Genomic DNA, 25,295 nt, shown 5'->3' with positions numbered 1-25,295 from the left:
TTACACCGAATTGACCACTCACCGTGACACAGTGGAGGCGGTTCGCGGTGTGCTAGGAGGGGTGGCGTACATGCGTGGTCTTGTGGTCGTGGCAGTGGTCGGCGTGGTGCTCACGAGCGGAGCCCCGGCGTCCATCGCCCAACCCGACCCGTCGTCGAGCGCGCCCACGACCACCACGACGACGCCTCCACCGGTCACGACGACCACCACGACACCGCCTCCGGCGACCACCACCACGACGCCGAAGCCGCCTGTCACGACCACGACGACCACCACCACGACGACGACGACCACCGGGGGCACGACCACCTCGACCCCGCCGCCGTCGTCCTCGTCGTCCTCCGCCACGCCGACCGCGCCCGGCACCACGCCGACCGCGCCCGCCGTGCCGAACTCGGCGGAGATGACCAAGTACCTCGACCTCAGCCAGGCCGCCGCCGTCGCCAACCAGGACGCGCTCCTCGCGCAGCAGGACCTGGTCGACAAGCGCGCCGCCGCGCAGAAGGCGACCGACGAGGCGGCCAAGTCCAAGAAAGCCGCCGACGACGCCGTGGTCGCCGAGGGCAAGGCGAAGACGATCCAGCAGGAGTCGAAGGCGCTGGCCACGACGTTGCAGGCCGAGGTCGACCACCTGGTGGAGATCTCGTTCAAGGGCCTGCGCCTCAACGGGCTCGCGGCCGTGTTCAGCAGTGACACGCCCGAGGAGTACCTCGACGCGGCGATGATCATGGACGTCTACGCCCAGCAGCACGGCGAGATGGTGGCCACGGCGCAGAAGGCCGCGGACGACGCCACCGCCGCGCAGAAGAAGGCCGAGGACGCCCGCGTCGCGGTCGAGGCCACGAGCAAGAAGGCCGAAGAGGACCGGGTCACCGCCCAGAAGCTCGCCGACGAGGCGGTCGCGGCCGTGACGCTCGCCGACCAGCGCAAGGCGGGTCTGGAGGGCAAGGCGGGCGAGGTCAAGCAGGCGTTCGGCGCGCTGACCGCGGCCGACCTGGCCCGGCTGTCCGGCACCGGGCCGTCGATCAACCCGAACATCCCGGCGGGCGCCGCGGGCGACGCGCTGAAGTTCGCGCTCAAGGAACTGGGCAAGCCGTACGTGTGGGGCGCGGTCGGGCCGGACACCTACGACTGCTCCGGGCTCATGCAGACCGCGTACCGCGCGGCGGGCGTGACGATCCCCCGCGTCACCTACCAGCAGGCGCTGATCGGCACGCCCGTGCCGCGCGACCAGGTCAAGGCGGGCGACCTGATCCTGTACCGCGCCGACCTCGGCCACGTGGCCATGGCGATCGACAGCACCTACGCCGTGCACGCCCCGACCTCCGGCGAGACCGTCAAGGTGTCGCCGATCGACGCCATCGGTCCGGTCGCCACGATCCGCCGCGTCGCGGGCTGACGAAGCCGATTTCCACCCGGCGGGATACTGGGCTCAAGGAAGTACGAGCCTGGAGGTCTAGCGGTGTTGCAGGGTGACGTCGGAGTGGAACTGGGTCGGCGAGTGGCGGTAGCGCTGCGCACGGCCCTGGGTGTGGAGATCACCCCGGCCGAGGCGCTCGTGCGACCCTCCACCCGCGAGGGTGTGGACTACCAGTGCAACGTGGCCATGAGCTTGGCGAAGACGCTGAAGAAGGCGCCGCGCGAGGTGGCGCAGGCCGTGGTCGAGCACCTCGACTCGGCGGACTTGGTGGAGGACCCGGAGATCGCCGGGCCGGGCTTCGTGAACCTCGTGCTGCGGCGCGAGTGGCTGGAGGAGCAGGCGGCCGGGCTGCTGGGTGACGACCGGCTCGGGGTGGCCACGACCGAGAGCCCGCGCCGGGTCGCGATCGACCTGTCCAGCCCGAACGTGGCCAAGGAGATGCACGTCGGACACCTGCGGTCGTCGATCATCGGCGACGCGATCATGCGGCTGCTGCGGTTCGCGGGCCACGAGGTGATCCCCCACAACCACCTCGGCGACTGGGGAACGCCGTTCGGGATGCTCATCGAGCACCTGGTCGACGAGGGCTGGAAGGCGGGCTCGGAGGCACACTCGATCAGCGACCTCAACGGGTTCTACGTGGCGGCGCGCAAGAAGTTCGACGCCGACCCGGACTTCGTGGAACGCGCCCGGCTGCGCGTGGTGGCGTTGCAGGGCGGCGACGAGGAGACGCTGGCGCTGTGGCGCGGGCTCGTCGAGGAGTCCACGCGGCACTTCGAGAAGGTGTACGAGCTGCTCGGCATCGGGCTCACGTCGGAGGACGTCTACGGCGAGAGCTTCTACAACCCGTTCCTCGCCGACACCGTCGCGGAACTGGAGGCCAAGGGGCTGACCGAGGTCAGCGACGGCGCGCTGTGCGTGTTCCCGCCCGGCTTCAGCAACCGCGAGGGCGACCGGCTGCCGCTGATCATCCGCAAGACCGACGGCGGCTACAACTACGCCAGCACGGACCTCGCGACGATCCGGTACTGGATCCGCGACCGCGAGGTGACCGACCTGCTCTACGTCGTCGGAACGCCGCAGTCGCAGCACTTCACGATGGTGTTCGCCGCCGCGCGGCAGGCCGGGTGGCTGACCGACCAGCACGCGGAGCACGTCGGGTTCGGCTCGATCCTGGGCGAGGACGGCAAGACGATCCGGTCGCGCGCGGGCGGCACGCTCAAGCTGGTCGACCTGCTGACCGAGGCCGTCGACCACGCCGCTGCGGTGATCGCCGAGCGCACCGACTTCGACGCGGCCGAGCAGGCCAGGCTGGCGAAGGTCGTGGGCATCGGCGCGGTGAAGTACGCGGACCTGTCCAACGACCGCGAACGCGACTACGTGTTCACGTGGGAGAAGATGCTGGCCAAGGAGGGCAACACCTCGGTGTACCTCCAGTACGCCAACGCCCGCATCCGCTCGATCCTGGCGAAGGCGGGCGAAGTGCCTGCCGCAGGCGCGCCCGTGACGTTGACCGAGCCCGCCGAACGCGCGCTCGTGGTGAAGCTGCTCGGGTTCCCGGCGGCCGTGGACGCGGCGATCGACGCGTACGCCCCGCACAAGCTGAGCAACTACCTGTTCGAGACGGCGAGCACGTTCACGACGTTCTACGACACGTGCCCGATCCTCAAGGACACCACCAGCCCGGAGGCCCGCGCCTCCAGGCTGGTGCTGGCCCAGCTCACGTCACGGGTGCTGGTGCTCGGCCTGTCGCTGCTCGGCATCGACGCCCCCGAGCGCCTGTAGGAGCCCCGCTGCGGTCCGGTCCACCTCGACCAGGGACCGGACCGTGGTGAAACCCAAGGCGTAATTGACGGCGATCATGTGGACGTTGTCGGCGTTGGTGCCGGTGTAGACCAGGTCGAGGTACAGCGGCGTCAGCCACCGCAGCATCTCCGCCTTCATCGCCACGCCCAGCGCGCGACCGCGGTGGGCCGCGACCACGACCGTGTCGCGCTGGTAGCCCCAGCCCGGACGGCGGGGGTGCAGTTGCAGCTGGGTCAGGCCGACGACCTCGCCGGTCTCCTCGTGCACGGCGACGACGACCCGTTCCTCGATGTCCTCGGCCAGGGCGTCGGACTCGTCGGCGCGCACGCGGTCGACCGTCCACTCCGGACTGCGCACCTCGGAGTCGCCCCTCGGGGCGTCGTGGATCGCGCCCCGCGCCACCGCGTAGGAGGCGACGAGGTCGTCCGGCGCGGCCCCGACCCACCGCCGCAGGCGGTACCCGGCGGGCGCGGGCCGATCCCAGGACGCCGGGTCGACGTCGGCGAACCGGAGGCGTTGCAGGACGACCTCGTTGGAGACCCGGAACCCCAACGCCGCGGCCCACTTCTCCCCCGCGCCGCCCGCGGTGATCTGCTCGCCCTGCACCACCTCACGGCCGCGGGCCACCACCTCGGGCAGCAGGGCCCGCAACACCGCGGTACCGATCCCCTGTCGGCGTCGTTCGGGGTGCACGGTGATGTCGACGACCGCCAAGTGCGCGTTCTCCTCCTCGGGGAAGCTCAGCGTCACGGCAGCCACGACCTCACCGTCCCGCCGCCCCACCCGGCGCACCATCTCGCCGAAACCGGGGAACGGGTTGCGCAGCCGGGCGACCAGGTCCTCGTAGGACTCCGGGTCCTCGTCCGGCTGGTCCACGGGCTGCGCGGCGAGCACCACCGCGTGGAAGCCGCGGAGGTCGGCCTCCCCGGCCGAGTGCGGGTCCAGGGGCTCCACCACGACGTCACCCGCCACCGGGCGGTTCACCTGGACCACGGACCGGACCGTGGTGAAGCCCAAGGCGTGGTTGACGGCGATCATGTGGACGTTGTCGGCGTTGGTGCTGGTGTAGACGTCACGCAGGTCCGGCCGGTCCGCGACCAGCCGGCGCAGCAGGTGCGCCTTGATCGCCACGCCGAGGCCGTGGCCGCGGTGGGCCGCCAGGACGGCCGTGTCGCGTTGGCGGCCCCAGGTCGGCCTGTGCGGGTCCAGTTCCAGTTGGGTCAGGGCGACGACCGTGCCCGTCTCCTCGTGGACGGCGACCACCACCCGTTCCTCGATGTCGCGCCCCAGGTTGTCCGCCTCGGCCGCGCGCACGCGGTCGACCGTCCACTCGGGTTGGCGGAGGGCCGTCTCGCCCCTCGGCGCGTCGCGGATGGCCGTTCGCGCTTCGGCGTAGGACGCGACGAACTCCTCCGGGGCCGGTCCGGTCCACTGCTCGGCCCGGTAGCCGTCGGGGATCGGCACGTCCCAGAGCGCCGGGTCGACGTCGGCGAAGCGGAGGCGTTGTATGACGGTCGCGTTCGCCTTCCGAAACCCCAGCGCGACGGCCCACGCCTCGCCCGCGCCGCCCGCCTCGACCTGGAAGCCCTCGACGACCTCGCGACCGGCCATCTCGGGGAGCAGGGCGCGCAGCACGGCGGTGCCGATGCCCTGCCTGCGCCGCTCCGGGGGAACGACGACCTCGGCCAGCACGAGGTGGCTGTTCTCCTCCTCCGCCAGGAACATCAGGGTCGCGGTGGCCACGACCTCGCCGTCGTGGCGGGCGAGCCAGTGCCGCACGTCGCCGAACCCCGCGAACGGGAAGCGCAGCCTGGCCACCAGGTTCTCGTAGGTCGCGGTGCTGCCCGAGGCGACGGCCACCTCGTGGAAGCTCCGGAACCCGGCCTCGTCCAAGGGCTCCAGCACGACGTCCACTACTTCCCCCTCCGTCGGTCGAGCGCCTCCCGCAGTGCCTCCACGGGCTGGTTCACCTCGAGCATGGAACGGACCGTGGTGAAGCCCAGCGAGTGGTTCACGCGGGCCATGTGGACGTTGTCGGCGTTGGTGCCGGTGTAGACCAGGTCGAGGTCCAACGGCGTCAGCCACCGCAGCATCTCCGCCTTGATCACCCGGCCCAGGCCGTGGCCGCGGTGTGCGGCCAGGACGGCGGTGTCGCGTTGGTAGCCCCAGCCCGGCCTGCGGGGGTTCAGCTCCAGCAGGGTCAGGCCGACGACCGTGCCGGACGCCTCGTGCACGGCCACCACGACCCGTTCGTCGACGCCCCGCGCCTGGTTCTCGGCCTCGGTGGCGCGCACCCGGTCGACGGTCCAGTCCGGCTGGCGGAACTCGGCGTCACCGCGCGGGGCGTCGTGGATGGCGGACCTGGCCTCGGCGTAGGACTCGACGAGGTCGTCCGGCGCGGACCCGGCCCACCGCTCCACCCGGTAGCCGTCGGGGGCGGGCACGGCCCAGAGCGCGGGGTCGACGTCGGCGAAGCGGAGGCGTTGCAGGATCGTCGCGTTGGCCTTCCGGAACCCCAGCGCGACGGCCCACGCCTCCCCCGCGCCGCCCGCGGTGACCTTGGCCCCCTCCAGCACCGCACGACCCACCATCTCCGGCAGCAGGGCGCGCAGCACGGCCGTGCCGATCCCCTGCCTGCGGAGCTTCGGGTGCACGGTGATCTCGGCCATCACGAGGTCGCTGTTCTCGTCGTCGAACAGCATCAACGTCACGGTGCCCACGACCTCGCCGTCGCGCCGCGCCAGCCAGTGCCGGAGGTCGCCGAACCCCGCGAAGGGGTTGCGCAACCTCGTCACCAGGCTCTCGTAGGAGATCGGGTCCTCGTCGACCTGGTCGACCCCCTGGGCGGCGAGCACCACCGCGTGGAACGCCACCAGGTCGGCTTCCTCGGCGTGGTGCGGGTCCAGCGGCACGATCTCCACCACAACAGCCCCCCTCTGCCGGAAGGACCCATAACAGCAGAAACCGTCAGGTACCCGAGCGCAAAGCGTCGACCGGCTGCATCCTCGCCGCTCGAAGTGCGGGGTACAGGCCGGCGATCAGGCCGACCAGGGCGCCTGCCACGGGGGCGCCCGCGACGATCGGCAGGTCGAGCACCGGGGTCCACTGGCGGCTGACCGAGATCGTCACGACGGACACCACGCCGATGCTCGCGCCCAGGACCCCGCCGATGAGGCCTACCGCGACGGACTCGGCGAGGAACTGGGCCGCCACGTGGCGTCTCGCCGCGCCGAGTGCTCGGCGCAGGCCGATCTCGCCGGTGCGCTCCATGACGGTCACCAGGGTGACGTTGGCGATGCCGATGGCGCCGACGACCAGCGACACGAGGCCCAGCACCACGAACAGGCCGTTGACGTCGTGCTGGACGCCGCCGCGCAGGGTCGCCGGGTCCGGTGGGGCGATGACGCGCAGCGCCGCGTGGTCGTTGGGGCTCAGGGCGATCGGGGCCTGCCTCGCGATGAGCGGGGCCGCGCCGAGGTCGGTGCGGATCAGGACGGTGGTCGGCGGGCCTAGGTGCAGGCGGTCGTCGGCGGCCGTGTGCGGCAGCAGGACTGCCGCGCTGAGGCCGCGGTCCAAGCCGCTGCCGTGGCCGCCGAGGACGCCGATGACGGTGAACGCCTGGCCGTTGACGAAGACCGCAGGGCTGTCGGCGACGCTCGTGACGCCGAGCAGCTTCGCGGCGGCCGCGCCGAGGACGGCCACGCGGTCGTGCCTGGCCAGGTGGCCCTCGTCGAAGTAGCGGCCCGACGCCATCGGCGCGCCCAGCACCTCCGGGACGCCGGTGGTCGTGCCGACCACCGGCAGGGTGCGGTCGGTGACGGACGTGGGGTCGTGCAGGTCGTTGGTCCGGACCTGGGCGCTGCTCGCGCTGTCCGGGCGGGCCAGCGCCGCGGTGGCGCGGACGCCGTTGAGCCGCGCCAGGTCCGGCAGCGCGGTCCACGCCACCAGGCTCGGCGACGTCGGGTCCCGCTGCGCGGGGATGTCCACGGTGACCTCGGTGGACGTGACCGCGTCGAACCGGCCCGCGATCTGGTTGGCCGCGGTCGCCGCGACGCCCAGGGTGATCACCAGGGTCGTGATGCCGATGACCGTGCCCAGCATCGTCAACGCGGTCCGCACAGGCCGGGCGGCGATGCCCGCGACGGCCTCGTCCGCCAGGTCGCGCAGACCCATCCGGGGTCGTCCGACGGTCACCGGCGCTCCTCGGTGAGCCTGCCGTCGTCGATCCGCACGCGGCGGGCGGCGCGGGCGCTGACCTCCTCGTCGTGGGTGATCACGACCAGCGTCACGCCCTGCTCCCTCAACTCGTCGAACAGGTCCAGCACGGCGGTGGTGTTCGCCCGGTCCAGGTTGCCGGTCGGCTCGTCGCACAGCAGCAGCGCCGGATCGCCGAGCAGCGCCCGCGCGATGGCGACGCGCTGGCGTTCGCCGCCGGACAGCTTGTCCGGCCGGAACGCGGACCGGTGCGCGAGCCCGACCCGCTCCAGCGCGGCCTCGGCGCGCCGGACCCGCTGCTTGCGGTCGGTGCGGCGGTAGACCTCGGCCAGCGCCACGTTGTCGACGGTGCTGCGGTGCGGCAGCAGGTGGAACGCCTGGAAGACGAACCCGATCCGGCTGCCGCGCAACGCCGTGCGGCCGCGGTCGTTCAACGACGTGGTCTCGACGCCGTCGAGCACGTACCTGCCGGTGTTCGGCCGGTCGAGCAGCCCCAGCGTGTTGAGCAGCGTGGACTTGCCGGACCCGGACGCGCCGACGATCGACAGGTAGTCGCCCTGCTCCACGCGCAGGTGGACGTCGCGCAGCGCGTGGACCGGCGGGTCGGCGGGGAACGTGCGGCCGACGCCGTCGAGGTGGATGACGGTCACGACGTGCCCACCACGACCCGGTCGCCCGCCTGGAGCCGACCGCCGTCGGCCGGGTCGACCTTGACCAGCCCGAGCACGGTCAGCCCGAGCGCCACGGGCACCTCCCGCAGCGCGCCGTCGGCCGCCTGGACCTGCACGCGGGCCTTGCCATCGGCCTTGGTCGTGACGGCGGCGACGGGCACCACGAGCACCTCTCCACCGCTGGACCCGACCTCGATCTCGATCTTCACCGGCTGGCCCGCGTACCCGGCCAGCGCCGCCGGGTCCTGCGCCACCAGCCGGAGGTTCGTGGAGTTCGACGTGGGCGGGGCGGCGTTCTCCGCCGACGGCGGAGCCGTGGTCACGGGCGGGGCGGCGTCCTTGCCCAGGGCGTCGACGGTCGCGGGCAGCGCCGTGCCGTCCGGCATCTTCAGCGACGCCGGGAGCCCGGTGTGCACGAGCTGCGCGTCCGCGGACGGCATGGTCGCCCGGACGACCACGGTCGGGTCGGTGACCGTGCCGACCTTGCCGGTCGCCGGGTCGCCCGCCTTCAGGCTCACGGTGTCCAACCGCGCGGGCAGCGCGGGCAGGAAGAGGATCTCGCCGGACGGGATCGAGACGTCGTCGCCGGGCGCGACCTGATAGCCGGCGCGGTCGTACCACGCCTTGACCGCGGTGGCCGTGGGCGCGTCGAACAGCCCGCTCGCCAGCCGGACGCCGGGCCGCATCGCCGTCAGCCCGGCCTGGAGCTGCTTCACGTCGTCGCCCTTGGCCGTCAGCTCCAGCGTCCGGTACATCGGCACCGGGCCCGCCAGCACGAACACCGGGCGGCCGCTCACCTCCATCAGCACGTCGCCGGGGTTCAGCGTCGTGCCCGCCACGGGCGCCTTGGTGACGAGCTGCGTCGCCCCCGTCGCGGCGACGAGGCCGGTCAGGGTGATCGTCGACTCGCCGGTGTACACCACGCTGCCCTGCGCGACGGACGTGCTGGTCAGGGCCTTCTTCTCCACCGGGACCGTGATCAACGACGGTGGTGGCGGCTGGTGCCCGGCGGCCGCGTCGGCGGGTGACTTGACGCTCAGGCCGACCCACCAGCCCGCCACGCCCGCGGCCACCGCGACACCGACCACGACCGCGAGCACTCGGCGTGGGGACACCACGTCAGCCGACCCCGCCCTCGGCCAGCACCTTCGCGACCTTGGGCGCGGCGACGACCCGGTAGTCCTTGCCGCACTCCAGGTCGTCCAGCGCCATCTTGATCTCGTGGTCGAGGCCCTGCTGGAGGTTGGCGCCCTGCGCCGCGGAGTACAGGTCGAGCGCGGCCTGCTCGACGGTCCAGTCGATGACGCCGGGCTTCACCGCCCCCACCGCGTACCCGAGCCCGCGCAGGCAGTTCGCGTAGCCCTGCGCGGCCTGGAGCAGGTCCGGGTCCGTCTGGTACTCCTGCTGGACCTGGGCCGCCTTGGCCGCCGCGGCCGGGTCGACGGGCTTCTCCGGGCCGTAGACCTCCAGCGACGCCTTGACCGAGCAGCTGCCCTCCTGCTTGGTCCGGTCGAACGAGCCGCTCTGCTTCATGGCGGCGTACCCGCCGTCGAACGCCTCGTCGTAGGCCTTCTTCCCCGCCTCGTCGAGGGCGTCGCGGATCGCGTTGTTGGGGTTCGGCTTGAGCGGCTCGGGCGCCACGTTCCGGTCGTTCGGGTACACGTCGGCGGCGAAGTGCCCGAACCCGTACTTCGAGCGGAACTTCTTCAGCGCGTCGTAGGGCACCAGCGACGGGTCCTTGCCCAGCTGGTTGTCCGAGGGCTTCTCGAACGTGAGCGGCCTCGGCACGTAGGTGAAGCCCTTGGCCTTCATGCAGTCGGCGATCAGGTTCTCCACCTTCACCGAGTCGGCCGACGCCTTGCTCTCCTGGCTGCCGTCGGCCGGGGCCTCCGCGGCCGGACCGCCGGACGTGGCGGTGGGCGCGCCGCCCCCGGCGGGAGGGGCCGCCTGCGGCGAGCCGCACGCGGCCAGGAGCCCCAGCGCCCCCGCGACCAGGACCGTCGACATCTTCCGGTGCGACACCGTGCCTCCTCGTGTTCGGCTTGCACTGGGACATGACGAGGGAGACCATCGAAAAGTTGGCGACCCCGGCTCTCAACCTTTCCCCGCCCGCACTCGTAGTAGCCGGTGGGGAACGCGTGGAGGAGGCATGTGAGCAGGGGCGACCGCCAGTTCGTCGAGTTCGTGGAGGCGAATTCCGCCAGGCTGCTGCGCGCCGCGCACCTGCTGACCGGCGATCGGCACCAGGCGGAGGACGCCGTGCAGACGGCGCTGGCGCGGACCTACGCGTCGTGGTCGCGGGTGCGCGGGCAGGACGCGTACGCCTACACCCGGCGGGTCATGACGAACCTCACCATCGACCGCTGGCGCCGCCCCATCAAGGAGCACGTGCAGGAGGTCTTCCCGGACCGCCCGGCGGTCGGCGACTTCACCGACGACCACGCGCAGCAGGAGTGGCTGATGGAGGTGCTGGGTCGGCTGACCGCGCGGGAACGCGCGATCATCGTCCTGCGCCACTACCTCGACCTGCCGGAGGCCGAGGTGGCGGCGGAGCTGAAGGTGTCGCTGGGCACCGTGAAGAGCACGAACTCGCGCGCGCTGGCCAAGCTGAGGATCAGCATGGCGCCCGCGGCGCTGATCACCGGGGAGGACCGATGAGAGACCTGGACGCGTTGCGCTCGGCCCTGCACGGGTCCCCGGAGCGGGAGCCGGGCTCGATCGACATCGCGGCGGTGATGGCCTCCGGCCGGAGGATCCGCACCCGGCGCAGGGTCCTGACCGGCGGCGGCGTGGTCACCGGCACGGCGGCCCTGCTGGTCGCGGTGTTCGTGCTCCCCCAGGTGCTGGCCCCGGCGGCCGTCCCGGAGCAGCCGTCCATCACCATCACGGCGGCGAGCGAGCCGGACCCGACGTCGGTCCCGGCGGGCGGCGTCGTGATGACCGGGTACGACAACCAGGTCCTCTACTTCGTCGCGGGCTACCGCCAGCCGGTCTACCCCTCGAGGGCGGACGCCACCGTCGCCCCGAAGGACCGGAAGGTCACGGTCGACGGCACCGGCTACGGCCTGACGCTGGGCACCAGGGGGCTGGGCCAGGTCACGCCGTTGCAGACCACCGGGGCGGCGGGCCACTGGGAGGGCTTCCACTCGGTGACGACCCGCGACGAGGGCCCGGTCCAGCTCTACGGGTACTACGAGGGACCGGTGCGGAAGATCCTGCTGGAGCTGAACGACCGGGAGATCGTCGCCGCCCGGACCGAGAAGTGGAGCGCGGACGGCAACATCACGATCTTCTGGTTCGGCCCCGGCGAGTTCGTCCCCGGCGCGCAGGACTCGTTCCGGCTGAACGCCTACGACGCGGACGGGCAGCTCCTGCCGTACTAGCCGTTCGCCGCCCAGATGCTCGCGTTGAGGGCGGTCGCGAACCCGACCCACAGCAGGTACGGCACGAGCAGTCCGGCCGCGAGCCCGCTGCGGCGGGCGAACACGACGACGAGCGCGACGATGCTCGCCAGCAGCAGCACGATGTCCACCAGCGCGAGCCCGAACCGCCCACCGGCGAAGAACAGCGGCGTCCAGAGGGCGTTCAGCACGAGCTGGAGGCCGAACAGCGCCAACGACCGCCGCGCCCCCGCCCGCCACGCCAGCCAGCCCGCGAAGGCGATCATCACGTAGAGGACCGTCCACACCGGACCGAACAGCCAGGAGGGCGGGGCCCACGACGGCCGTTGGAGCGCCGCGTAGTCCGAGGCGGCCGAGACCGCCGACAGCGAGCCGATCACCGCGACCGCGGCGACGGCCACCACGAAGACGGCGAGCCCGGCGATCGGGTGCGTGCGTCGAGCCGACAAATCGGTCATCACCCGACCGTAAGCGCGCGCCCGCCGTCCCGCACGACGGCTAGCGCGCCCCGGACCGCCGCTTCGTCCAGACGTCGTAGGCCACGGCCGCGAGCAGCACGAGACCCTTGACCAGCATCACCCGTTCGCTGGGCGCGCCGATCAGCGACATCCCGTTGTTGATGACCGCCATGATCAGGCCGCCGGTGATGGCCCCGACGACCTTGCCGACACCGCCCTGCACGGCCGCGCCGCCGATGAACGCCGCCGCGATGGCGTCCAGCTCGAACGCGTTGCCCGCGGTGGGACCGGCCTGGTTGAGCCTGCCCGCGAAGATCACGCCCGCGAGCGCGGCCAGCACGCCCATGTTGACGAAGATCCAGAACGTGACGGACTTGACCTTCACGCCGGACAGCGTGGCCGCCTGGAGGTTGCCGCCGACGGCGTAGATGCGGCGGCCGAACACCGCCCGGTTGGCCAGCAGCGAGTAGCCCAGGACCAGCAGGGCCAGCAGCACCAGCACCCACGGCAGGTTCTTGAACCGGGCGAGCTGCACGACGACGGCGAGCACGACCAGCGCGGCGGCGACGATCCGGGCCACGAACACCGGGAACGGGTCCACGGTCTGGCCGTAGCCGATCCGGCCCTGCCGCGAGCGCCACTGGGTGAACGCGATCCCCGCGACGACGAGCACCCCGACCAGCAGGGTCAGCAGGTCCGCGCCGCCCAGCGGCCCGAGGCCGACGTTGCCGAGCACGCCGTCGACGAACCCGTTGGACAGCGTCCGGATCTGGTCCGGGAACGGGCCGATGCCCTGGTTGCCCAGCACCGTCAGCGTCAGCGCGCGGAACACCAGCATCCCGGCCAGCGTGACGATGAACGCCGGGATGCCGAAGTAGGCGACCCAGTAGCCCTGCCACGCCCCGATCACGCCGCCCGCGACCAGCGTGATCAGCACGGCGAGCGGCCACGGGACGCCCATGTTCACCGTCAGCACCGCGCAGATCGCGCCGGTCAGCGCCACCACGGACCCGGCGGACAGGTCGATGTGGCCCGCGATGATGATCAGGATCATCCCGATGGCCAGTATCAGCACGTACGAGTTCTGCACGATGATGTTGGAGATGTTCTGCGGCTGGAGCAGCGCGCCGTCCGTGAGGATGGTGAACAGCACGACGATCAGCCCGAACGCGACGTAGATGCCGCTCTGCCGGGGGTTGATCGAGAACCGGCGCCGCGCCGGTCCCCGGTAGACCTCGACCGGGACTTCGGCGTCCGTGGGCGCGGTGCTGGTCATGGCGCTACTCCTGTCCCTTGGTCATGAAGTGCATGAGGCGTTCCTGGGTCGCGTCGGCGCGGTCGACCTCGCCGGTGATCCGCCCGGCCGACAGGGCGTAGACGCGGTCGCACAGGCCGAGCAGCTCGGGCAGCTCCGAGGAGATCACCAGCACCGCCTTGCCCTCGTCCGCGAGCTTGTTGATGATCGTGTAGATCTCGTACTTGGCGCCGACGTCGATGCCGCGCGTCGGCTCGTCCAGGATCAGCACGTCCGGGTCGGTGAAGATCCACTTCGACAGGACGACCTTCTGCTGGTTGCCGCCGCTGAGCGTGCCCGTCGTCGTGGCCACGCTGGGGGCCTTGATGTTCATGCTCCGCCGGAACTCCTCGGCGACGCGCTGCTCCTCGTTCTCGTGCACCCACCCGCGCTTGGCGAGCTTCGCGAGCCCCACGGCGGAGATGTTGCGCTTGACGTCCTCGATGAGGTTGAGGCCGTAGCGCTTGCGGTCCTCGGTCACGTAGGCGATGCCGTTGCGGATGGCGTCGCGGACCGTGCGGACGTCGATCTCCTTACCGTCCTTGACGACCCGGCCGGAGATGTCGACGCCGTAGGACCGGCCGAACACGCTCATGGCCAGCTCCGTGCGGCCCGCGCCCATCAGCCCGGCCAGTCCGACGATCTCCCCGCGCCGCAGCACGAGGTTCGCGTCCTTCACCACGACCCGGCCGCGCTGCGTGGGGCTGTGCACGGTCCAGTCCTCGATCCGCAGCACCTCGTCGCCGATGTTCGGCTCGTGCGGCGGGAAGCGGTCGGACAGGTCGCGGCCGACCATGCCGGAGATGATCCGCGCCTCGGTCACGTCGTCGGCCGCCATGTCCAGCGTCTCGATCGTCCTGCCGTCGCGCAGGATCGTGGTGGAGTCGGCGATGGCGGCGATCTCGTTGAGCTTGTGCGAGATGATCACGCAGGTGATGCCCTGCTCGCGCAGGCCGCGCAGCAGGTCGAGCAGGTGCGCGGAGTCCTCGTCGTTCAGCGCCGCGGTCGGCTCGTCCAGGATCAGCAGCCGCACCTCCTTGGACAGCGCCTTCGCGATCTCCACGAGCTGCTGCTTGCCCACGCCGAGGTCGAGCACCGGCGTGGTCGGGTTCTCCCGCAGGCCGACCCGCTCCAGCAGCGCGGCCGCCGCGTGGTTGGTGCGGTTCCAGTCGATCAGGCCGCGGTGGGACAGCTCGTTGCCCAGGAACAGGTTCTCCGCGATCGAGAGCTGCGCGCACAGCGCCAGCTCCTGGTGGATGATCACGATCCCGCGGCGCTCGCTGTCGTGGATGCCGGAGAACGCGCACGGCTCGCCGTCGAAGGTGATCTCGCCGTCGTAGGACCCGTGCGGGTACACCCCGGACAGCACCTTCATCAGCGTCGACTTGCCCGCGCCGTTCTCCCCGCAGATCGCGTGGATCTCCCCGCGCCGCACGGACAGCGCGACGTCCTGGAGCGCCTTGACGCCGGGAAAGGTCTTCGTGATCCCCCGCATGAGCAGGATGTCGTCTGCCATCGGTCCCTCCACGGGCCGGGCTCCCCCGCGGGGGAGCCCGGCGTGACGACTACTTGATCTGGTCTGCGGTGTAGTAGCCGGAGTCGATGAGGACCTTCTGGTAGTTGGCCTTGTCGACGGTGACCGGCTGGAGCAGGAACGACGGCACGACCTTCTTGCCGTTGTCGTAGTCCTTGGTGTTGTTGACCTCCGGCTTGCCGCCCTTGAGCAGCGCGTCGGCCATCTTCACCGTCACGGCGGCCAGTTCGCGGGTGTCCTTGTAGACCGTGGAGTACTGCTCACCGGCGATGATCGACTTCACCGAGGCGACCTCGGCGTCCTGCCCGGTGACGATCGGGTAGGGCTGGGTGCCGCTGCCGTAGCCGTTGCTCTTCAACGCCGACAGGATGCCGATGGACAGGCCGTCGTACGGCGAGAGCACGCCTTGCACGAGCGCGCCGCCGCCGTAGCTGGACGTGAGGACGTCCTCCATCCGCTTCTGCGCGGTGGCCGGGTCCCAGCGCAGGATCGCGACGGTCTTGAAGTCCTTCTGGTTGCTCTTCACGACCAGCGTGCCCTTGTCCAGGTACGGCTGGAGGACGGACATCGCGCCGTTGAAGAAGAACGTGGCGTTGTTGTCGTCCGGGGAGCCGGCGAACAGCTCGATGTTGAACGGGCCCTTGGCGTCGCCCTCGGAGCCGTCGGCCTTCTTCAGGCCCAGCCCGACCAGCAGCGACGTCGCCTGCTCGACGCCGACCTTGGCGTTGTCGAACGTGGCGTAGTAGTCGACGTTGGGGCTGTTGCGGATCAGCCGGTCGTAGGCGATGACCGGGATCTTCTTGTCCGCGGCCTCCTGGAGTTGCGTGGTGATGGCCGTGCCGTCGATGGAGGCGACGATCAACGCCTTGGCGCCCTTGGTGATCTGGTTCTCGATCTGGTTGACCTGCGTCGGGATGTCGTTCTCCGCGTACTGCAGGTCGACCTGGTAGCCCTGCTTCTCCAGCGCCGCCTTGATGTTGTCGCCGTCGTGGATCCAGCGCTCGGACGACTTGGTCGGCATGGTCACGCCGACCAGCGAGCCCGCACCGGACCCGGCCTCCGCCTGCTGGTCGACCGTCTTGGTCGACGAGCCGCAGGCGCTCAGTGCGGCGGCGAGCGCGAAGGCGCCTCCCACCGCGACGAAACGGGTGAACTTCATCGTTCTCTCCTGTCGGGTTCGGAACGTGCTATCGCCAGCCGGGCAAGCCCTGGGCGAGTCGGTAGTAGGCCTGGTTCCAGCGGAGGCGGTCCCCGAAGTCCGCCGTCGTGGTCGCCCCGTCGATGACCACGAGCTCGGTGTGCGCCATGTGCGCGAAGTCCCGCAGCACCTCCGCGCCGACGGCCTGGGTCAGCACGGTGTGGTGCGGGCCGCCCGCCGTGAGCCACGACTCGGCCGAGGTGGACAGCGCGGGCGCGGGCTTCCACACGGCGCGCGCCACGGGCAGGTTGGGCAGCGGCTCGTCCGGCGGCACGACCTCGATCTCGTTGGCCACCAGGCGGAACCGGTCGCCCAGGTCGGACAGGCCGACCACGACGCCGTCGCCGGGCGTCGCGTCGAACACCAGGCGGACGGGGTCCTCGCGGCCGCCGATGCCGAGCGGGTGGATCTCGCACGACGGCCGGTCGGCCGCGATGCTCGGGCACACCTCGAGCATGTGCGCGCCGAGGATCTTCGGCTCGCCGGGGCCGAAGTGGTAGGTGTAGTCCTCCATGAACGACGTGCCGCGGCCGGTGCCCGCGCCCATCGCCTTCACCGCGGCCAGCAGCGCCGAGGTCTTCCAGTCGCCCTCGCCGCCGAAGCCGTAGCCGTCGGCCATCAGCCGCTGCACGGCCAGTCCCGGCAGCTGGCGCAGGCCGCCGAGGTCCTCGAAGTTCGTGGTGAACGCGCCGAACCCGCCGTCGGTGAGGAACTGCCGCATCCCCAGCTCGATGCGGGCGGCGTAGCGCAGCGACTCGTGCCGCTCCGCTCCCCTGGCCAGTTCCGGCGCGAGGTCGTAGGCGTCGGCGTACTCCGCGACCAGCACGGAGACCGCCTCGTCCGACACCTCGTCGACCACGGCCACCAGGTCGTTGACGCCGTAGGTGTTCACCGAGACGCCGAACCGCAGCTCGGCCTCGACCTTGTCGCCCTCGGTCACGGCGACGTCCCGCATGTTGTCGCCGAACCGCGCCAGCTTGAGGCCCCGCAGGTGGTTCTGGCCGGTCGCGGCCCGCGCCCAGCCGTCGATCCGCTCCGCCAGCGCGGGATCGGACGCGTGCCCGGCCACGGTCTTGCGCGCCACCCCGAGCCGGGTCTGGATGAACCCGAACTCGCGGTCGCCGTGCGCGGCCTGGTTGAGGTTCATGAAGTCCATGTCGATGGACTGCCACGGCAGCGCCGAGTTGAGCTGGGTGTGCAGGTGCAGCAGGGGTTTGCGCAGCACGTCCAGCCCGGTGATCCACATCTTGGCGGGCGAGAACGTGTGCATCCAGGCCAGCACGCCGACGCAGGACGGGTCCGCGTTGGCCGCCAGCATGACGTCGCGGATGGCGGTCGAGTCGGTGAGCACCGGCTTCCAGACGATCTCCGCGGAGATCCGCCCCGACGCGGTCAGCGTGCGCTGGATCTGCTGCGACTGGCTCGCCACCTGGTCGAGCGTCTCGGGCCCGTACAGGTGCTGGCTGCCGGTGAGGAACCACAGCTGGGGTTTCGACATCGGGCGTTCTCCTCGTGGCTCCACGGGCTCAGGCCTGGCCGTAGACGGTCTGGTAGCGGACGTGCAGGCGGTCGATGTCGTCCTGCGCCAGGTCGCCCGGCTTCCCGAGCTGGTGGGCGAGGTGGACGGTGCGGGCGACGTCCTCGACCATCACGGCGGCCTTCACCGCGGCGCGGGCGTCGACGCCGACGGTGAACGGGCCGTGGTTGCGCATCAGCACGGCCGGGGATCGGCTGTCCCGCAACGTGTCCACGATGCCGCGGCCGATGGAGTCGTCGCCGATCATCGCGAACGGCCCGACCGGGATCTCGCCGCCGAACTCGTCGGCCATCATCGTCAGCACGCACGGGATCGGCTCGCCGCGCGCGGCCCACGCCGTGGCGTAGGGCGAGTGCGTGTGCACGACGCCGCCGACCTCGGGCAGGTGCCGGTACACGTACCCGTGGGCCGCGGTGTCCGACGAGGGCGCGAAGTCGCCCTCCACCAGTTCGCCGTGCAGGTCGGTGACGACGATCGCCGCCGCCGTCAGCTCGTCGTAGGACACGCCCGACGGCTTGATCACCATCAGGTCCTCGCCGGGCACCCGCGCCGACACGTTGCCAGCGGTCCACATCACCAGGCCGTACCTGGTGAGCTCCCCGTGCAGGTCGGCGACCGTCCGGCGCAGGTCCTCGACGGCCTGTCGAACCGACATCAGCTCTTCCCCTCGGTCGCGGCGCGCTTGCGCGCCTTCAGCCGGTGCATGACGTCGTTGCGGCCGCGACCGAAGTGGTCGTGCAGCTCGACGTAGTCGGCGTAGAGCGCCTGGTAGGCCTCGACGTTCGCCGGGATCGGCTGGTAGACGCCCCGGCGGACGGAGCCCATGGCGGCGGCGGCCGCGCGGATGTCCGGGTACGCGCCCGCGGCCACGGCGGCGTGGATCGCCGACCCCAGCGCGGGCCCCTGCTCGGAGCCGATCACCGACAGCGGCAGGCCCGTGACGTCGGCGTAGATCCGCATGAGGAGTTCGTTGCGCAGCAGGCCGCCCGCGACGATCAGCTCGGTCACCGGGACCCCGGACGCGACGAACGCGTCCACGATCGCCTTGGTGCCGAAGGCGGTCGCCTCGAACAGGGCGCGGTAGGTGTCCTCGGCGCGGGTGGCGAGCGTCTGCCCGACGACCAAGCCGCTCAGCTCGTGGTCGACCAGCACCGAGCGGTTGCCGCTGTGCCAGTCCAGGGCGATCAGGCCGTGCTCGCCGATCTCCTGCCGCGCGGCCAGTTCCGTGAGCAGGTCGTGCACCGAGATGCCGCGCTCGGCCGCGCGGTCCCGGTACTCGGCGGGCACGTTGTGGTCGACGAACCAGGCGAAGATGTCGCCGACGCCGGACTGCCCGGCCTCGTAGCCCCACAGGCCCGGCACGATCCCGCCGTCCACGACGCCGCACATCCCCGGCACCTCGCGCAGCTCCGCGCCGGACAGCACGTGGCAGGTGGAGGTGCCCATGATCGCGACCATCCGACCGGGCTCGACGGCGTTCGCGGCGGGAGCGGTGACGTGCGCGTCGACGTTGCCGACGGCGACCGCGATCCCCTCGGGGAGGCCGGTCCACGCGGCGGCCTCGGCGGACAGCCCGCCCGCGCGGTCGCCGAGCGCGCCGATCTCGTGGTCCAGCTTGTCGGTGACGAACCCCTCGAAGCCGGGGTGCAGCTCGCGCAGGAACTCCGGCGTCGGGTACGCGCCGTCCTGGCGGATCCCCTTGTAGCCGGCCGAACACGCGTTGCGGACGTAGGTCCCGGTGAGCCGCCAGACGATCCAGTCGGCGGCCTCGACCCAGCGGTCCATCGCCGCGTAGACCTCGGGGGCCTCCTCCAGGAGTTGCAGGCCCTTGGCGAACTCCCACTCCGAGGAGATCAGGCCGCCGTAGCGCGGCAGCCACGGCTCCTTGCGCTCGCGGGCCAGCTCGTTGATCCGGTCCGCCTGGCCCTGCGCGGCGTGGTGCTTCCACAGCTTCACGTAGGCGTGCGGGCTCCCGGCGAACTCCGGCAGCTCCGAGAGCGGCGTGCCGTCGGCCGTGGTGGGCACCATCGTGCACGCGGTGAAGTCGGTGCCGACCCCGACGACGTGGGCCGGGTCGACGCCCGCGGCGGCCAGCGCGCCGGGGATCGCCTCGCGCAGCACGTCGACGTAGTCGGACGGCACCTGCAACGCCCACTCGGGCGGCAGCGCCCGGCCGGTGGACGGCAGGGCGCGGTCGACGACGCCGTGCCGGTACTCGTGCACCGCGCTGCCGAGCTCGGCCCCGTCGTGGACCCGGACCACGACGGCTCGGCCGGACAGCGTGCCGAAGTCGACTCCGACCACGAGTGCGTCCTGGGGATCGATCGCCATGGTGAGACACCTTCGTCCGACAGCGTGTCCGACGCAGTGTTATCGCTAACATTCCGCCCGTCAACAGAACGGAGCAACGTTTCGGTAACTCGCCGGACACGTTGCCGGCGAAGGGGTTCCGGTCAGCGACCGCGCGGGATGAGCGTTCTCAACGGTCGCCGGGAGCCGCGACGCTGTCGCGCACCACCAGCTCCGGCGCGATCGTGTGCCGCGTCGTCGTCGGCGTGCCGGACTCGATCTGCCCGAGCAGCATCCCGAGCGTCGCCCTGGCCACGGCCTCGAAGTCCGGCCGGATCGTGGTCAGCGGTGGGATGAAGTACGCCGCCTCCGGCACGTCGTCGAACCCGACCACGCTCACGTCCTCCGGCACCCGCCTGCCGCGCTCGCTCATCGCGCGCAGGATGCCGAGCGCCAGGTGGTCGTTCGCCGCGAACACGGCGGTCACGTCGGGCATCCGCGCGAGCATCTGCCCCGCCCGGTACCCCGAGGCCGCGGTCCAGTCCGCCGCCATCACCGGCGGCACCTCCGCGCCCGCCTCGGCGAGCGCGGCCCGCCAGCCCTCGATGCGGCCGATGGCGTCGAACCAGTCCGACGGCCCGGACACGTGCCACACCGTCGAGTGCCCGGCCTCGAGCAGGAACCTCGTCGCGTCCCGCGCCCCCGCCGCCTGGTCCACCGTGACCAGCGCCGCCGGCCGGGCCGGATCGCCGTCGATCGTGACCAGCGGCACGTCCGCGGGCAGGTGGTCGAGCGCCTCGTTCGCCGACGCCACGGGCGCGATCACCACTATCCCGGCCACCCGCTGGTCCAGGTGCTGCTCCACCGCGCGGCCGATCGAGTGCCGGTCCAGCACGCTGACGTTGCCCACGCTCACGGTGAACCCGGCCTCCGCGGCGGCGTGCTCGAACGCCACCAGCAACGACGCGGGCCCGTAGAGCGTCGAGTTCTGCGCCACCACGCCGAGCACCTGCGTCCGGCCTGTGACCAGGGCTTTCGCCGCCCGGTTCGGCCGGTAGCCCAGCTCGGAGATGGCCGCGCGCACCCGGTTGCGCGTCTGCTCCCGCACGTTCGGGTGCCCGTTGAGCACCCTCGACACGGTCTGGTGCGACACGCCCGCCAGGCGTGCCACGTCGGTCATCGCCGGCTCGCGCGTCACCTTGTCCACGTGCTCATGTTATCGATCACATCGCCAAATGACGGTCCGGCGCACCACGGCGACCTCCGCCACGTTCGCCCCGAGGCGGAATGGGCGGGGGGAAGGGCGGTGTTGGGAGTTACCGGGTGGCTTCCGCCACCCCCACCGGACGTTGGGAGCACACGCGCATGACGGCACCGCTCACCCGGAGGCAGCTGGGCCTCCGCTCGGACCGCGGTCCCGTCCTGCTGGCGGTGATGCTGACCACCGGGCTGGTCGCGCTGGACAGCACGATCATCGCCACGGCGGTGCCGTCCATCGTGGAGGACCTCGGCGGGTTCTCGCAGTTCCCGTGGCTGTTCTCGATCTACCTGCTCACCCAGGCCGTCACGGTGCCGCTGTACGGGAAGTTCGCGGACATCGTGGGCCGCAAGCCGGTGATGTTCTTCGGCATCGGCGTGTTCATCCTGGGCTCGGTGCTGTCCGGCGCGGCGTGGAGCATGCCGGTGCTGATCGCCGCCCGAGCCCTCCAGGGCATCGGCGCGGGCGCGGTGCAGCCGATGAGCATCACGATGCTCGGCGACCTGTACACCGTGGAGGAGCGGGCGAAGGTCCAGGGCTACGTGACCAGCGTGTGGGCTGTGGCGTCGCTGATCGGGCCCGCGCTGGGCGGCGTGTTCTCCGACTACCTGTCGTGGCGGTGGATCTTCTTCGTCAACGTGCCGCTGGGCGCGATCGCGGTGGTGTTCCTGGCGCTGCGGTTCAAGGAGAACGTCGTCAAGCAGGTGCACAAGGTCGACTACCTCGGCGCCACGCTGCTCACCGTCGGCCTGCCGCTGGTGCTGCTCGGTCTGCTCGAGGGCGGGGTCGCGTGGGCGTGGGGGTCGTGGCAGAGCCTGCTGGTGTTCGGCGCGGGCGGCGCGGTGCTGGTGGTTTTCGTGCTGGTGGAGCGCCGGGTGGCCGAGCCGATCCTGCCGATGTGGGTGTTCGCGCACCGGACGCTCAACGGCGGCAACCTGACGTCGCTGGTGGTCGGCGCGCTGCTGATGGGCCTGACCTCGTACCTGCCGACGTTCGTCGAGGGCGTGCTCGGCACGGGGGCGCTGGTCGCGGGGTTCGCGCTGGCCGCGCTGACGTTCGGGTGGCCGATCTCGGCGGCGATGTCCGGGCGGGTCTACATGCGGATCGGGTTCCGGGACACCTCGCTGATCGGCAGCGGCTTCGTGGTCGTCGGCGCGGTCCTGATCGCCCTGCTCTCGCAGGAGTCGGCCGTGTGGGAGGCCGCGGCCGGGTCGTTCGTGATGGGCGTCGGCCTCGGGCTCGTGTCGAGCCCCACGGTCATCGCCGTGCAGTCGACCGTCGGCTGGGACCGGCGGGGTGTGGTGACCGCCACGAACATGTTCAGCCGCTCGCTGGGCAGCGCCGTCGGGGTGGCGGTGTTCGGGGCGATCGCGAACGCGACCCTCGCGAACCGGTTCGCCGAGCCGCCCGCCGCCGTGGCGGGCCACCTGCCGCCCAGCGTCGACGCCACGAGCATCGTGCTGGGCGGCCACGCCGATCCGGCCTCACCGGTCGTGGCGTTCGTCCGGAGCGCGCTGGACGACGCGACCCACAACGTGTTCCTCGCCATGGTCGCGGTCGCCGCGTGCAGCACTCTCGCCGTTCTGCTGATGCCGCGCCGGACGAAGGAAATCGAATTCGTCTGACGTCGTTCCCGGCGCGATTGGCCTATTGAGCAATCGCGCCGGTGTTTCGAATCCTGATTCAGCCGACGTTGTCCGCGGTTTCCCCGAGCGGGTCGTTCTCGGAGGTGAACAACGTCCACAGCAGGACCGCGACGATGAGTCCGCCGATCACGAATACCGGGAACACGAGGTCGAACACGTCGGTGCCGACCGGCGAGGGGATCGTCGCGTCCATCTCGACGCTCACGGCGGCCATGCCGGTGTAGTGCATGCCGGTCACGGCGACGCCCATCACCAGGCCCGCGGCGACGCGGGCGAGGGTCGTCTTGACGACGAGGGTGAACCAGAAGGCCGCGATGGCGGCGACGACGGCGATCAGGCACGACACCCCGACGAGCGCCAGGTCGTAGGTCAACTGGCCCTGGAACCGGATCGCCGACATGCCCATGTAGTGCATGCCCGCGACGCCGAGGCCCGCGAGCACGCCCGCGCCGACGAGGCGCACGGGGGTCACCCGGAACAGGGTCACGATCGAGAGGCCGATGCCCACCACGACCACCGCGATCAGCGCGGACAGGGCCGTGAGCGGCGCGGAGTACTTGACGACGCCGGAGGTGACGTCGAAGCCGAGCATGGCGATGAAGTGCATCAGCCAGATCGCCACGCCGCCGATGGCGAGCGCGCCGAACAGCGTCCACAGGAGCTTGGACCGGCGTTCGACCTCGGCCCTGGCCCTGGACATGCAGGACAGGCCGATCAACGACCCGATCACCGAGATGGCGTACGCCAGCAGCGGGGTCCACAGCCCCGAGGAGAAGTGCTGCATCGAATCGTGGCTCACAAAGAACACCGGTCCTTGGACTGGGGGCGGGCTGAAGTCGCCGACGGCGTGCGCGGCGCGGGAGACGCGCGATCGGCGGGCACTCGGCGGCGAGGTCTCAATTCGTAACCCCCTATCGGACGATTCACCAGCGAACATCTGGTGCCGTAATCCATTCGAGATAATCCCGGCAATTTCGACTACCCCAGGTAGCCGACAGGGCACCGAGCGACGGTGAACGGGCAACGGAACCGATTCACCGAGCACCCCTAGAACCGTCGATTCCCGCAGCCTTCGATCAACTCTGAGTAGCACGATTTCCGACGATCACTCACCTTGACCACGAATGGCCTAATATCGGACGGTATCGAGCCGAGCACTCCGCGCAAGGGCCGGAACAGCGGTAACGCGGTTATCCCCGAATTGCTTTCCCGTCCGCCGTTTTCGCCGGGCACTCGGCGGCCACGTCGACAAGGCCGCACGTCAAAGCCGGTTGACGTGGACACCCGACGGACACGCCGATTAGTCCGTCACGCCGGCGAATACTCTTCGTGAAGCTCACGAAATGCGCGGGGCGAGAAGTACACGATCAGGGAGCGCCCGAGCCCCCGTGTGGCGCTGGGGACGGGACATAAGGGACACTGTCCTGGTTCGCGGAGGGGAGTACTCCCAACGCGGCGACGCCGTCAGCACGGAGTTCCGTTTGGCTCCCGGTGTCGCCGGTCGGTCGCAGCCGGCGGAGGAGACCTCCGGTCATAGGTGTGCGCGCCGAAAACCGGAGGGTGTCCTGATGTCTGTTCCACTGTGGTTGTGGCTCGCGACGATCGCGGGTCTGCTGCTCCTGCTGGCCGTGGACCTGGTACTCGTGGGCCGCAAGCCGCACGAGGTCTCGCTCGGCGAAGCGGGCCGGTGGGTGACGTTCTACGTCAGCGTCGCCGTCCTGTTCGGGATCGGCATCTGGTACTTCTCGGGCGGTGTCCACGCGGGCGAGTTCTTCGCGGGGTACATCACCGAGTACTCGCTGAGCATCGACAACCTGTTCATCTTCCTGATCATCATGAACACGTTCAAGGTGCCCGCCATCCACCAGGGCCGGGTGCTGCTCATCGGCATCCTGATCGCGCTGGTCATGCGCGGCATCTTCATCGCCGTCGGCGCGGCGGTGATCGCCCAGTTCAGCTGGGTCTTCTACCTCTTCGGCGCGTTCCTGATCTACACCGGCTACAAGCTGGCGCGGACGAGCCACGACGAGGACGAGGAGTTCAAGGAGAACGCGCTGCTGAAGTTCGTCCGCCGGATCTTCCCGGTGGCGGACAGCTACCACGACGCCAAGTCGTTCATCCGGATCGACGGCAAGCGGTTCGTCACCCCGATGTTCATCGTCATGGTCGCGATCGGCACGACGGACCTGCTGTTCGCCCTCGACTCGATCCCGGCGATCTTCGGCCTCACCAAGGAGCCGTTCCTCGTCTTCACGGCCAACGCGTTCGCCCTGATGGGCCTGCGGCAGCTGTACTTCCTGCTCGGCGGCCTGCTGAACAAGCTGGTCTACCTGTCGATCGGCCTCTCGCTGATCCTCGCGTTCATCGGCGTGAAGCTGATCCTCGAGGCGCTGCACACCAACTCGCTGCCGTTCCTCAACAGCGGTGAGCCGCTGTCGGTGCCGACGATCGGCATCGAGGTCTCCCTGCCGGTGATCATCGGCATCCTCGTGGTCACGACGGTCGCCAGCCTGGTGAAGTCCAAGCGCGACGAGGCCTCGGCCAAGTAACCCCGCTCGCGCCTCCCGG

The 25,295-nt window shown here is 71.0% G+C and carries 22 protein-coding genes; 6 read left to right on the top strand and 16 right to left on the bottom strand.

Features of this window, described 5'->3' with window-relative positions; genetic code table 11:
* Nucleotides 1–18: 18 nt before the first annotated feature.
* Nucleotides 19–411: a hypothetical protein gene (locus ACFWW9_RS20145; protein ID WP_390379694.1), complete on the bottom strand. Its 393-nt coding sequence runs from the start codon at nt 409–411 to the stop codon at nt 19–21.
* Here ACFWW9_RS20145 and ACFWW9_RS20140 point away from each other — a divergent pair.
* Both ACFWW9_RS20140 and argS read left to right on the top strand, forming a co-directional pair.
* The gene (locus tag ACFWW9_RS20140) at nt 404–1,399 is read left to right on the top strand and encodes an NlpC/P60 family protein (RefSeq protein ID WP_390379691.1); all 996 of its coding nucleotides are present in this window, start codon (nt 404–406) and stop codon (nt 1,397–1,399) included. The genes ACFWW9_RS20145 and ACFWW9_RS20140 overlap by 8 nt on opposite strands.
* 63 nt (nt 1,400–1,462) lie before the next feature.
* Nucleotides 1,463–3,205 carry an arginine--tRNA ligase gene (argS, locus tag ACFWW9_RS20135; RefSeq protein ID WP_390379688.1) on the top strand — a complete coding sequence of 581 codons (1,743 nt, stop codon included), beginning with the start codon at nt 1,463–1,465 and terminating at the stop codon, nt 3,203–3,205.
* Here the strand turns inward: argS and ACFWW9_RS20130 are convergent.
* The 6 genes from ACFWW9_RS20130 to ACFWW9_RS20105 are packed head-to-tail and all read right to left on the bottom strand — an operon-like array spanning nt 3,146 to nt 10,134.
* Entirely contained in the window at nt 3,146–5,140 is a 1,995-nt protein-coding gene (locus tag ACFWW9_RS20130; protein WP_390379685.1) for a GNAT family N-acetyltransferase, read from the bottom strand. The genes argS and ACFWW9_RS20130 overlap by 60 nt on opposite strands.
* A complete protein-coding gene (locus ACFWW9_RS20125; RefSeq protein WP_390379682.1) occupies nt 5,140–6,150 on the bottom strand; it encodes a GNAT family N-acetyltransferase in 1,011 nt (336 codons plus the stop codon). The genes ACFWW9_RS20130 and ACFWW9_RS20125 overlap by 1 nt, the downstream gene beginning before the upstream one ends.
* A gap of 43 nt (nt 6,151–6,193) precedes the next feature.
* Entirely contained in the window at nt 6,194–7,420 is a 1,227-nt protein-coding gene (locus ACFWW9_RS20120) for an ABC transporter permease (RefSeq protein WP_390379679.1), read from the bottom strand.
* Nucleotides 7,417–8,091 carry an ABC transporter ATP-binding protein gene (locus ACFWW9_RS20115; protein ID WP_390379676.1) on the bottom strand — a complete coding sequence of 225 codons (675 nt, stop codon included), beginning with the start codon at nt 8,089–8,091 and terminating at the stop codon, nt 7,417–7,419. Before ACFWW9_RS20115 ends, ACFWW9_RS20120 begins: the two co-directional genes overlap by 4 nt.
* Complete coding sequence (locus ACFWW9_RS20110) at nt 8,088–9,227, bottom strand: hypothetical protein (RefSeq protein WP_390379673.1); 1,140 nt, start codon at nt 9,225–9,227, stop codon at nt 8,088–8,090. Before ACFWW9_RS20110 ends, ACFWW9_RS20115 begins: the two co-directional genes overlap by 4 nt.
* Before the next feature lie 4 nt (nt 9,228–9,231).
* Nucleotides 9,232–10,134: a hypothetical protein gene (locus ACFWW9_RS20105; RefSeq protein ID WP_390379670.1), complete on the bottom strand. Its 903-nt coding sequence runs from the start codon at nt 10,132–10,134 to the stop codon at nt 9,232–9,234.
* Nucleotides 10,135–10,263: 129 nt separating this feature from the next.
* Between ACFWW9_RS20105 and ACFWW9_RS20100 the strand changes: the two genes are divergently transcribed.
* Together ACFWW9_RS20100 and ACFWW9_RS20095 are read left to right on the top strand one after the other, a co-directional pair.
* Nucleotides 10,264–10,770, top strand: a complete 507-nt coding sequence (locus ACFWW9_RS20100) for a SigE family RNA polymerase sigma factor (RefSeq protein WP_390379667.1) — start codon at nt 10,264–10,266, stop codon at nt 10,768–10,770.
* Entirely contained in the window at nt 10,767–11,495 is a 729-nt protein-coding gene (locus ACFWW9_RS20095; protein WP_390379664.1) for a hypothetical protein, read from the top strand. The genes ACFWW9_RS20100 and ACFWW9_RS20095 overlap by 4 nt, the downstream gene beginning before the upstream one ends.
* On the opposite strand, the gene ACFWW9_RS20090 is transcribed toward ACFWW9_RS20095, so the two are convergent.
* From ACFWW9_RS20090 to ACFWW9_RS20055, 8 genes are all read right to left on the bottom strand, one after another.
* Nucleotides 11,492–11,971, bottom strand: a complete 480-nt coding sequence (locus tag ACFWW9_RS20090) for a TspO/MBR family protein (RefSeq protein ID WP_390379661.1) — start codon at nt 11,969–11,971, stop codon at nt 11,492–11,494. The two genes, ACFWW9_RS20095 and ACFWW9_RS20090, sit on opposite strands and share 4 nt — an antisense overlap.
* 40 nt (nt 11,972–12,011) lie before the next feature.
* Nucleotides 12,012–13,247, bottom strand: a complete 1,236-nt coding sequence (mmsB, locus tag ACFWW9_RS20085; protein WP_390379659.1) for a multiple monosaccharide ABC transporter permease — start codon at nt 13,245–13,247, stop codon at nt 12,012–12,014.
* A gap of 4 nt (nt 13,248–13,251) precedes the next feature.
* Entirely contained in the window at nt 13,252–14,781 is a 1,530-nt protein-coding gene (mmsA, locus tag ACFWW9_RS20080) for a multiple monosaccharide ABC transporter ATP-binding protein (RefSeq protein ID WP_390379656.1), read from the bottom strand.
* A 49-nt stretch (nt 14,782–14,830) separates the two neighbouring features.
* Nucleotides 14,831–15,958, bottom strand: a complete 1,128-nt coding sequence (gene chvE / locus ACFWW9_RS20075; RefSeq protein ID WP_390379653.1) for a multiple monosaccharide ABC transporter substrate-binding protein — start codon at nt 15,956–15,958, stop codon at nt 14,831–14,833.
* 28 nt (nt 15,959–15,986) lie between these two features.
* Entirely contained in the window at nt 15,987–17,495 is a 1,509-nt protein-coding gene (gene araA, locus ACFWW9_RS20070; RefSeq protein ID WP_390379650.1) for an L-arabinose isomerase, read from the bottom strand.
* Nucleotides 17,496–17,523: 28 nt separating this feature from the next.
* Nucleotides 17,524–18,189, bottom strand: coding sequence for an L-ribulose-5-phosphate 4-epimerase (locus ACFWW9_RS20065; protein WP_390379647.1), 666 nt, complete (start codon nt 18,187–18,189; stop codon nt 17,524–17,526).
* Entirely contained in the window at nt 18,189–19,865 is a 1,677-nt protein-coding gene (gene araB / locus ACFWW9_RS20060; RefSeq protein ID WP_390379644.1) for a ribulokinase, read from the bottom strand. The genes ACFWW9_RS20065 and araB overlap by 1 nt, the downstream gene beginning before the upstream one ends.
* A gap of 148 nt (nt 19,866–20,013) precedes the next feature.
* Nucleotides 20,014–21,003, bottom strand: a complete 990-nt coding sequence (locus ACFWW9_RS20055; RefSeq protein WP_390379771.1) for a LacI family DNA-binding transcriptional regulator — start codon at nt 21,001–21,003, stop codon at nt 20,014–20,016.
* A 185-nt stretch (nt 21,004–21,188) separates the two neighbouring features.
* Between ACFWW9_RS20055 and ACFWW9_RS20050 the strand changes: the two genes are divergently transcribed.
* Entirely contained in the window at nt 21,189–22,706 is a 1,518-nt protein-coding gene (locus ACFWW9_RS20050) for an MDR family MFS transporter (RefSeq protein WP_390379641.1), read from the top strand.
* Between the two features lie 58 nt (nt 22,707–22,764).
* Here ACFWW9_RS20050 and ACFWW9_RS20045 read toward each other — a convergent pair whose 3' ends face one another.
* Nucleotides 22,765–23,526: an MHYT domain-containing protein gene (locus ACFWW9_RS20045; protein ID WP_390379638.1), complete on the bottom strand. Its 762-nt coding sequence runs from the start codon at nt 23,524–23,526 to the stop codon at nt 22,765–22,767.
* Between the two features lie 769 nt (nt 23,527–24,295).
* Here ACFWW9_RS20045 and ACFWW9_RS20040 point away from each other — a divergent pair.
* Entirely contained in the window at nt 24,296–25,276 is a 981-nt protein-coding gene (locus tag ACFWW9_RS20040; protein WP_390379635.1) for a TerC family protein, read from the top strand.
* Nucleotides 25,277–25,295: the final 19 nt, after the last annotated feature.

The sequence above is a fragment of the Umezawaea sp. NPDC059074 genome, from assembly GCF_042738955.1.
Taxonomy (GTDB): Bacteria; Actinomycetota; Actinomycetes; order Mycobacteriales; family Pseudonocardiaceae; genus Umezawaea.
The sequence above is the reverse complement of the archived record's forward strand: the minus strand, read 5'-3'. Positions and strand labels throughout refer to the sequence as shown.